9 protein-coding genes and 1 pseudogene are annotated in these 8,660 nt (G+C 61.9%); 4 read left to right on the top strand and 6 right to left on the bottom strand.

Annotation, left to right across the window (positions count from 1 at the left end; translation table 11 throughout):
- Nucleotides 1–385: 385 nt before the first annotated feature.
- Nucleotides 386–1,113 (bottom strand): annotated as a pseudogene (locus AC1DYX_RS24055) (IS5 family transposase).
- 48 nt (nucleotides 1,114–1,161) lie between these two features.
- Here AC1DYX_RS24055 and AC1DYX_RS24050 point away from each other — a divergent pair.
- On the top strand, nucleotides 1,162–1,608 hold the full coding sequence (locus AC1DYX_RS24050; protein WP_477263548.1) for an SDR family NAD(P)-dependent oxidoreductase: 447 nt from the start codon (nucleotides 1,162–1,164) through the stop codon (nucleotides 1,606–1,608).
- Nucleotides 1,609–1,699: 91 nt separating this feature from the next.
- Nucleotides 1,700–2,281 (top strand): TetR/AcrR family transcriptional regulator, encoded by a 582-nt coding sequence (locus AC1DYX_RS24045; protein ID WP_477263546.1) that lies wholly within the window; start codon nucleotides 1,700–1,702, stop codon nucleotides 2,279–2,281.
- 69 nt (nucleotides 2,282–2,350) lie between these two features.
- On the opposite strand, the gene AC1DYX_RS24040 is transcribed toward AC1DYX_RS24045, so the two are convergent.
- On the bottom strand, nucleotides 2,351–3,202 hold the full coding sequence (locus tag AC1DYX_RS24040; RefSeq protein ID WP_477263544.1) for an SDR family oxidoreductase: 852 nt from the start codon (nucleotides 3,200–3,202) through the stop codon (nucleotides 2,351–2,353).
- Nucleotides 3,203–3,289: 87 nt separating this feature from the next.
- On the opposite strand from AC1DYX_RS24040, the gene AC1DYX_RS24035 reads away from it, so the two are divergent.
- Entirely contained in the window at nucleotides 3,290–3,772 is a 483-nt protein-coding gene (locus tag AC1DYX_RS24035; protein WP_477263542.1) for a winged helix-turn-helix transcriptional regulator, read from the top strand.
- 310 nt (nucleotides 3,773–4,082) lie between these two features.
- Here the strand turns inward: AC1DYX_RS24035 and guaA are convergent, their stop codons facing one another.
- Nucleotides 4,083–5,693, bottom strand: coding sequence for a glutamine-hydrolyzing GMP synthase (gene guaA, locus AC1DYX_RS24030; protein ID WP_477263539.1), 1,611 nt, complete (start codon nucleotides 5,691–5,693; stop codon nucleotides 4,083–4,085).
- A 97-nt stretch (nucleotides 5,694–5,790) separates the two neighbouring features.
- Nucleotides 5,791–7,251: an IMP dehydrogenase gene (gene guaB / locus AC1DYX_RS24025; protein WP_477263537.1), complete on the bottom strand. Its 1,461-nt coding sequence runs from the start codon at nucleotides 7,249–7,251 to the stop codon at nucleotides 5,791–5,793.
- A gap of 155 nt (nucleotides 7,252–7,406) precedes the next feature.
- Between guaB and AC1DYX_RS24020 the strand changes: the two genes are divergently transcribed.
- Nucleotides 7,407–7,931, top strand: coding sequence for a DUF4124 domain-containing protein (locus tag AC1DYX_RS24020; protein ID WP_477263535.1), 525 nt, complete (start codon nucleotides 7,407–7,409; stop codon nucleotides 7,929–7,931).
- A 27-nt stretch (nucleotides 7,932–7,958) separates the two neighbouring features.
- On the opposite strand, the gene AC1DYX_RS24015 is transcribed toward AC1DYX_RS24020, so the two are convergent.
- On the bottom strand, nucleotides 7,959–8,267 hold the full coding sequence (locus tag AC1DYX_RS24015) for an RnfH family protein (protein WP_477263533.1): 309 nt from the start codon (nucleotides 8,265–8,267) through the stop codon (nucleotides 7,959–7,961).
- Nucleotides 8,260–8,660 (bottom strand): type II toxin-antitoxin system RatA family toxin (locus tag AC1DYX_RS24010; protein ID WP_477263531.1); only part of this gene is annotated, 401 nt, incomplete at its 5' end. The genes AC1DYX_RS24015 and AC1DYX_RS24010, both read right to left, overlap by 8 nt.

Genomic DNA, 8,660 nt, shown 5'->3' with positions numbered 1-8,660 from the left:
TGATACAGCTCCATGCGCAGGTCGTTGAGCGACCGTTTTGCATGTTTCTCAGGCGTAGGAACGTGATGAGACATCAAGTTTGCAAGCCACCGTAGCATGATGAAACCCTCCTATCGTCAGGTGCTCTGCCGCTGGTATCAAAACGAAAATCACGCCGCTGTCACACAACGACTCAATCCGATTTCCAGCTAGACACAGTCTATTAAACATCTGTGCAACATCTGTTGGGCTTTCCCAATCAGCTTGGACTAATTTTCATCGTCGGTGGCCGGTATCGCAATAGGATGTTTGTCCCCAAAAAACAGTACTTTTGTCTATATCGCTTGGTCGTGGCTTTGTTGCATAAATCAGTTGAGCGCGTAGTACACCCAAACCCCAGGCGGAATTAGGGCATGACCACGGTCGTGGGCGTACCCAACCGCGTGAAACGGTTGAGAATGGCGGCACGTACCTGCAACTCGGCGACTTGTCGATCGAAGTCACGCGCCATCACTCGTTCACCGAGCAGCTTGAAGCAACGTGGTTGGTTTCGACAAGTCTGCGTCGATGATATCCGGTCCACTTCTTCCAGATTTTTCGGCCAAGCCGGCGTGTGGCGTCCAGGATGGCGTTACGGGCCGCGGCGCCAGGACGTCGATCTTTCCACGGCCTGGAATTCCTGCGCGTCGGGATGATCGCCTCCGCACCACGCCGCGCGATAACCTCATGACAGCCCTTCGTGTCGTAGGCGCCGTCGCCACTGACGCTGGCGATCATCTCGTCAGCGTCGATCTGATTGAGCAGGCTTGGCAGCATCGGCGCATCGCCGGTGGCGTTGTCGGTCACTTTCGTGCTGAAGTCGGGTACTTTCCAGTCGAGGCCGGACAGTTTGAGAAGGCTTTGCGCCATGCCCATCGCCTGGCGCAAGGGCAGATTGAACAGGCCCTTGATGGTCAGGCAGAACTGGATCGCCGCCTCGCTGTACGTTGGGCTGCGGCCGCGCTTACCGCTGGCACTGCCTTGCCAGTGCATGTCCTTGTCCAGCCAGATGAGCAGCGAACCACGCGTCTTCAGCGCCGCGTTGTAATCTTTCCAATTGGTCGTTCGGTACGTCGGCTTTGCAGGCGCACTCATGCCGTCAGTTTACCCGTGCCCCGCCTTTCCCGCTGCTTGGGCGGATTTATGCAACAAAGCCGCCTGACCGCCATGACGCGTCTCTTCGGGCAGGACATGCGACAGCGAGGCCGTGGGAAAATCCTGCTGGTAGCCAGTCTTCTGGCGTATTACGGCGTGCACGACATGGCGGTCTATGGTGCGGCGAAGGCCTATGTCCTGCGTCTGGGCGACGCATTGCACCGCGAGTTCAAACAGGACGGCGTGACGGTGACTTCGCTTTGCCCGGGCATGTCGGACACTGGGTTTGCGCAGGCGGCAAAACAAAAGATGACGTTGGCGTTGAAACTACTCATGATGAAGCCCGAGCCCGTGGTCCGTGCCGGCATACGCGCGCTGCACGCGGGACGTATGAGCGTGGTGGCCGGCTGGGCCAACAAGGCGGCGGTGGCAATGGTCTGGGCGACGCCGCGCTGGATGCACCAGGCGATCTTCGCCCGCGTCATGAACGGCTGATGGTTCCAGGATGGCTACATCGACATATCTAAGGGCGCGGTCTGACGAACAAAAGGAGGAGCGCCGGCGCCACCTGCTTGATACCGCAAAGTTGCTGCTGCTCGAGATCCCGGACGTGCACGATCTCGGTATCAATGAGCTCGCGCGGTGCGCGCAGATGACCAAGTCGAACGTGTATCGCTACTTCGAGAGCAGCGAAGCCGTTTTGCTCACTGTGCTCGTCGAGGAGTTCATGATTTGGCACGCGGAACTGCGCGCGGCACTCAGCCGTGAGACGCGGCGGCGGGGAACCATCGAACACATCGCGCGGGCGTTCTCCGCAACGCTGGCGGCACGTCCGCTGTTGTGCCGACTCGTGAGCGTCTTCCCGTCGCTTCTCGAGCGGAATGTCTCCGCTGAGCGCATGGTGGGGTTCAAGCATGGGCTGCTCAGCATACGGAAGGAGACGGCGCTCGATTTTCACCACTGCATGCCGTCCATCCCCGCATCCGCGTTCGAGAAATTTATTCACCATGCCTTACCGTTTCTCATCGGGCTCTGGCCACTGAGCAATCCAGCCAAGGTCGCGGCGGAAGTCGTTGCACGCCCCGATCTGGCGGCCCTGCGCTACGATTTCCAGCATGATCTGGAAGAAGGGCTGCTGATGCTTCTGCGTGGTCGGTTCAGTGAGTAACTGACGGGGTGCGCCAAGGATCGACTCGGCGTCCCCGGTCTCGACCTGGGCGCGCAACCGCATGAGCCATTATTGCAGCGCCGCCTTGACGAGGGCTGCCAGTGGCGTGGTCGGCCGGCCGATGAGACGGCTCAACTGACGGCTGTCGTCGAACAATCCACCTTTCGATGCACCGACATCGGATTCGGCCAACACGGTCGCCAGACCTTCCGGCAAACCTGCGCCCAGCAGCGCCGCCTTGAAATCGGCTTCGGGAAGATTCTGGTATGCGACGTTCTTGCCGGACTGTTTGGAGATTTCGGCAGCAAGTTCGGCCAGCGTGTACGATTCGTCCCCCGCCAGTTCATAGATGCGGCCTGCCTGGTTGTCGGCGGCGAGCACGGCCACGGCTGCGGCAGCATAATCGGCACGCGCTGCGGAAGCGATACGCCCCTCGCCCGCACTGCCCAGCATGACGCCATACTGCAGTGCGGCCGGCACGCTGGCGAGGTAATTCTCGGTGTACCAGCCGTTGYGCAGCAAGACGAACGGGATGCCGGATGCACGCAGCAGAGCTTCCGTTTCCTTGTGCTCGGCCGCCAGTGGCAGCGGCGACGTGTCCGCATGCAGAATGCTCGTATAGGCTATCAGTTTCACACCGGCGCGCCTGGCCGCGTCGATGGCCGCCCGATGCTGTGGAACGCGACGTCCCACTTCGCTCCCCGAAATCAGCAGCAGCTTGTCCGCACCCTGGAACGCTCTTTCCAGAGTATCCGGCAGATCGTAGTCGGCGGGCCTGACCTGCACACCCCGCATCGCAAAGTCCTTGGCATTGTCCGGATTGCGTACGGCCGCGACGATGTCACTGGCAGGCAGCTTCTGCAGCAAACCTTCCATTACCAGGCGGCCGAGTTGGCCGGTTGCACCTGTGATGGCAATCATGGTTGAACTCCTTCGTGAGTGATTGGGAGGTGTATAGTAAGGGCTTAGATTACTTTTAGTAAGTACGCACAAAAAGGTAAGTATGAGATGAAAAATGACGTTGCCGGCAAGTCTCCCGATACCCTGTCCGCGAAATTAATGCGCGCAGACGTCTTCGCCGAAAAATGCCCGTCGCGCGATGTGCTGAACGACATTACGAGCCGCTGGGGCGTGCTGGTGCTTGTGGCCTTGTTAGGCGGAACGCACCGCTTCAGCGACCTGCGCCGCAAAGTGAACGGCGTCAGCGAAAAGATGCTGGCCCAGACATTGAAGTCGCTCGAGCGTAACGGCTTCGTGGAACGTATCGCCTATCCGGTGGTACCGCCGCATGTCGAATACAAGCTGACGGAACTGGGTCGCGACATCGGCGAGAAAGTCGAGGCGCTGGCGGACTGGGTCGAGGTCCATCTGCCTGAGATCCTGGTTGCGCAAGCGAAGCAGCCGATCAAGACGGCCGGTACCAGTCGTGTTGTTCAGGCAGGGCCTGCTGTCCTGCGCGGGGTTAAAGCACTAACCCATCAACACGATTGACGGGACGACCGGTGATGTCGGCTGGCACATGGCTCAACCACGCTTTGCGGTCGACTCCGTTTGAACTTGGCCGTACCGATCAACGAATAGGGGGTTGCGGCGGCCGATGGCTACGCCAGGGTCTGTAGCACGGTCGAGAGAGCGCGGCCTGACGAGCGCCTCTCCTGCAATAAACCGAGACATTGAAGCGTCTGCATTATAGATGCAATGCCATTTCCAGAACATAACAAAAAAGCCGTTGATCATTCGGTCGAAATGATCAACGGCCCGCTTATTTTACATTTAAAATCAATTACTTAAGAAACTTCGGTCACTCCCACTCAATCGTCGCCGGCGGTTTCCCCGAAATGTCATACACGACCCGGTTAATGCCGCGCACTTCGTTGATGATGCGGTTGGACACCTTGCCCAGCAGCTCGTGCGGCAGATGCGCCCACTGCGCCGTCATGAAGTCCAGCGTCTGCACGGCACGCAGCGCGACGACGTATTCGTAGGTACGGCCATCGCCCATCACGCCCACGGATTTCACCGGCAGGAACACGGCGAATGCCTGCGAGGTCGCCTCGTACCAGTTCACCGGTGCCTTGCCTGCGTCGATGCCCGGCACATGCGGCACTTCGAACGGGGTCTTGCGCAATTCTTCGATGAAGATCGCGTCCGCTTCGCGCAGCAGGTCGGCATACTCGCGCTTCACTTCGCCCAGGATGCGCACGCCCAGGCCCGGGCCCGGGAACGGGTGGCGGTACACCATGTCGTGCGGCAGGCCCAGCGCGACGCCCAGCTTGCGCACTTCGTCCTTGAACAGTTCGCGCAGGGGTTCCAGCAACTTGAGGTTCAGCGTTTCCGGCAGGCCGCCCACGTTGTGGTGGCTCTTGATCGTCTGGCCCTTCTTGCCCTTGCCGGCCGATTCGATCACGTCCGGGTAGATCGTGCCCTGCGCCAGCCAGCGGGCGCTCGTCAGCTGCTTGGCCTGCTCCTGGAACACTTCGACGAATTCGCGGCCGATGATCTTGCGCTTCTGCTCGGGATCGTTGACGCCGGCCAGATGGCCCATGAACTGGTCGGACGCGTCGATGCGCAGCACCTTCACGCCGAGGTTCTTGGAGAACATGTCCATGACCATCTTGCCCTCGTCCTTGCGCAGCAGGCCGTGGTCGACGAAGACGCAGGTCAGCTGGTCACCGATGGCGCGGTGGATCAGGGCTGCCGCCACGCTCGAGTCGACGCCGCCGGACAGGCCGAGGATCACTTCATCGCTGCCGACCTGGGCACGGATCTTCTCGACGGCTTCGGCGATATAGTCCGGCATGTTCCAGTCGCTCTTGCAGCCGCASATCTCGTGCACGAAGCGGCCGATGATGGCTTCGCCCTGTGTCGTGTGCGTCACTTCCGGGTGGAATTGCAGCGCGTAGAAATTACGCTCTTCGTCGGCCATGGCGGCGACCGGGCAGGAGTCGGTGCTGCCCATCAGCTTGAAGCCCGGCGGCATGTCGAGGACCTTGTCGCCGTGGCTCATCCAGACCTTCAGCATGCCGTGACCTTCGTCGGTGACGAAGTCGTTGATGCCGTTCAGCAGTTTCGTATGGCCGCGGGCGCGCACCTCGRCGTAGCCGAATTCGCGGACTTTGCCGTTCTCGACCTTGCCGCCCAGTTGCGCGGCCATCGTCTGCATGCCGTAGCAGATGCCCAGCACGGGCACGCCGAGTTCGAACACGGCTTGCGGGGCGCGCGGCGAGTCGCCTTCCAGCGTGGAGTTGTGGCTGCCGGACAGGATCACGCCGGAGGCGCCATAGTTGCGGACGAACTCGTCGCCGATGTCGTAGGGATAGACTTCGGAGAATACGCCGGCGTCGCGCACGCGGCGGGCGATCAGTTGGGTAACCTGGGAACCGAAGTCGAGGATGAGGATCTTGGAATGCATGTGGTGATGATGATGTGAATGGTGGGCACGGGGTGCCCACCCTACAATATTGATCGCCGTAGGGTGGGCACCCCGTGCCCACCAGGCCGCAGCGAGCTTACTCGGTACGGTAGTTCGGCGCTTCCTTGGTAATCTGCACGTCGTGCACGTGCGATTCACGCATGCCGGCCGACGTGATCTCGACGAACTCCGCCTTCTCGCGCAGTTCTTCGATCGTCGAGCAACCGCAATAGCCCATCGACTGGCGCACGCCGCCGACCAACTGGTAGATGATCGCGAGCACGCTGCCCTTGTAGGCGACGCGGCCTTCGATGCCTTCCGGGACGAACTTGTCGGCCTTGGCCGACGCTTCCTGGAAGTAGCGGTCGGCCGAGCCTTCGGCCATCGCGCCCAGCGAACCCATGCCGCGGTAGCCCTTGTAGCTGCGGCCCTGGTACAGGATCACTTCGCCCGGCGCCTCGTCGGTGCCCGCGAACATGGAACCCATCATGACGGTGTGCGCGCCGGCCGCCAGCGCCTTGGAGATGTCGCCCGAGAAGCGGATGCCGCCGTCGGCGATGCAGGGGACGCCCGTGCCCTGCAGGGCTTCGGACACGTTCGAGATCGCCGTGATCTGCGGCACGCCCACGCCGGCCACGATACGCGTCGTGCAGATGGAGCCCGGGCCGATGCCGACCTTCACAGCATCCGCACCCGCCTCGACCAGCGCGCGCGCGGCGGCGGCCGTGGCGATGTTGCCGCCGATGACGTCAACGTGCGGGTACGTCGTCTTGATCCATTTCACGCGGTCGAGGATGCCCTGCGAGTGGCCGTGCGCCGTATCGACCACCAGCACGTCGACGCCGGCCTTCACCAGCAGCTCGACGCGTTCCTTGTCCTTCTCGCCCACGCCCACGGCCGCGCCGACGATCAGCTTGCCCTGTGCGTCCTTGGAGGCGTTCGGGTGCTCGTGCGACTTCAGGATGTCCTTCACGGTGATCAGGCCGCGCAGTTCGAATTCATCGTTGACGACCAGCACGCGCTCCAGGCGGTACTTGTTCATCAGGCGCTTCGCCTCGTCCGTGCCGGCGTCTTCCTTGACGTACACGAGCTTGGCGCGCGGGGTCATCTTGGCGCGCGCCTCGGCGTCCAGGTCTTCTTCGAAACGCAGGTCACGGTTCGTGATGATGCCGACCACCTGCTTGCCTTCCACGACCGGGAACCCGCTGATGCCATGCTGCTGGGCCAGGGCCAGGACTTCGCGGATCTTCATTGTCGGCGGAATCGTGATCGGGTCGCGCAGCACGCCGGCTTCGAAACGCTTCACGCGCGCCACTTCGCGCGCCTGGTCGCTTGGCCTCAGATTCTTGTGGATGATGCCGATGCCGCCCTCCTGTGCCATCGCGATCGCGAGGCGGGCTTCGGTCACGGTGTCCATGGCGGCGGACAGCAGCGGAATGTTCAGCGAGATATTCCGGGTCAGCTTGGTACGCAGGGACGTATTGGCCGGGAGGACGTTGGAATAGGCCGGGACGAGCAGCACGTCATCGAACGTGAGTGCTTTCTGAAGAAGACGCATAGTTGATTTCCTATAGGCGCAAAAGCGAATTATACAGAAACTCGAGGAAAACGTCGCCAGCTTGCCAAAAAACGACCGGAATTGCCTTAAACCGGCGATTGACAGCGGCGCCCACCCGTGGCGAAATCAGGGTAATGACGTAAGGAAATAAATTGATGAATTCGACTCGCACTTCCCGGCTGCTGCTGCTGACCGCCCTGGCCGCGTTCGCCGCGCATACCCCAGCCCATGCCCAATACTCGTGGATCGACGACCACGGCACCCGCGTGTTCTCCGACCGCCCGCCGCCGCCCGGGACGCCGCCGTCGCGCATCCTGCAGGCACCGCGTGCGCCGACCGCCGCTTCGCTCTACGGCCTGCCCGCCCCAGCCGCACCGGCCACGGCCGAGACCAAGGCCGAGGCCGCCAAGCCGCAGCCGCCCACGCTGGCCGAACGCGACGCGGACTTCCGCAAGCGCACGGCACAGCACGACGCGGACGAGCGCAAGTCCGCGGACGATACGCAGCGCAAGGCCGACCTGGCCGAGCAATGCGCGGCGGCACGTCGCAACGAAGCAACGCTTACCTCGGGCGAGCGCATGGCGGATGTGGATGCCAAGGGGGAGCGCGTGTATGTGTCGGACGACGACCGGGCGCGCCGGCTGGTGCAGGTCCGGCGCTTCCTGGCGACCTGCCGCTGAGCCGGCACTGCCGCTCCCGGGCGCGACTCAGGCCGCGGCCGCGCCCGACTGCTTTTTGGCAGCGCGCTTGCGCCGCGAATCCTTCGGATCGGCCACGAGCGGACGATAGATCTCGATGCGGTCGCGGTCACGCAGGACGGTGTCGAGCGTCTTTTTCTTGCCGTAGATGCCCACCGGCTGGGTCACGAGGTTGATCTCCGGATAACTCGCGAGCACCCCGCTCAGCTCGATGGCCTGGCCCACGGTCGTACCGGGCGCGACGCGCAACGGGCGGACGAACTCTTCCTGAGGTTTCGCATACGTCACATAGACTTGCAATTCGGCCGGCTCAGCCATAAATCACCTCGGCGCGCTTGCAGAACGAATCGACCATCGTGTTCGCGATCATGCCGAACACGGGACCGACGAGCTGTTCGAGGATCACGCTGGAGAACTCGTACTGCATGTCGAAGTCGATCTTGCAGGCATCGGCACGCAAGGCCTTGAAAGTCCACGTCGCCTCCAGCATCTTGAAGGGACCGTCGACGAGGTGCATCTTCATCTGGATCGGACGCTGGTTGTGGTTGGACGTGGTGAAGCTCTGCTTGACGCCATGGAAGTTGATCTGCAGGCAGGCCACCAGCTTGTCGTCGCCGCGTTCGATCACTTTCACGCCGCTACACCAGGGAAGGAATTTCGGATAATCCTCGACTTTCGCGACCAGATCGAACATCTGCTCCGAGCTATAGC

This window comes from Massilia sp. P2_C2 (genome assembly GCF_056404615.1).
The sequence above is the reverse complement of the archived record's forward strand: the minus strand, read 5'-3'. Positions and strand labels throughout refer to the sequence as shown.

What these genes read in the sequence shown, in the direction of transcription:
- AC1DYX_RS24050 (WP_477263548.1), top strand. Translation starts at nt 1,162, where the DNA reads ATGCAACAAAGCCGCCTGACCGCCATGACGCGTCTCTTCGGGCAGGAC.
- AC1DYX_RS24035 (WP_477263542.1), top strand. Translation starts at nt 3,290, where the DNA reads ATGAAAAATGACGTTGCCGGCAAGTCTCCCGATACCCTGTCCGCGAAA.
- guaB (WP_477263537.1), bottom strand. Translation starts at nt 7,251, where the DNA reads ATGCGTCTTCTTCAGAAAGCACTCACGTTCGATGACGTGCTGCTCGTC.
- AC1DYX_RS24020 (WP_477263535.1), top strand. Translation starts at nt 7,407, where the DNA reads ATGAATTCGACTCGCACTTCCCGGCTGCTGCTGCTGACCGCCCTGGCC.
- AC1DYX_RS24015 (WP_477263533.1), bottom strand. Translation starts at nt 8,267, where the DNA reads ATGGCTGAGCCGGCCGAATTGCAAGTCTATGTGACGTATGCGAAACCT.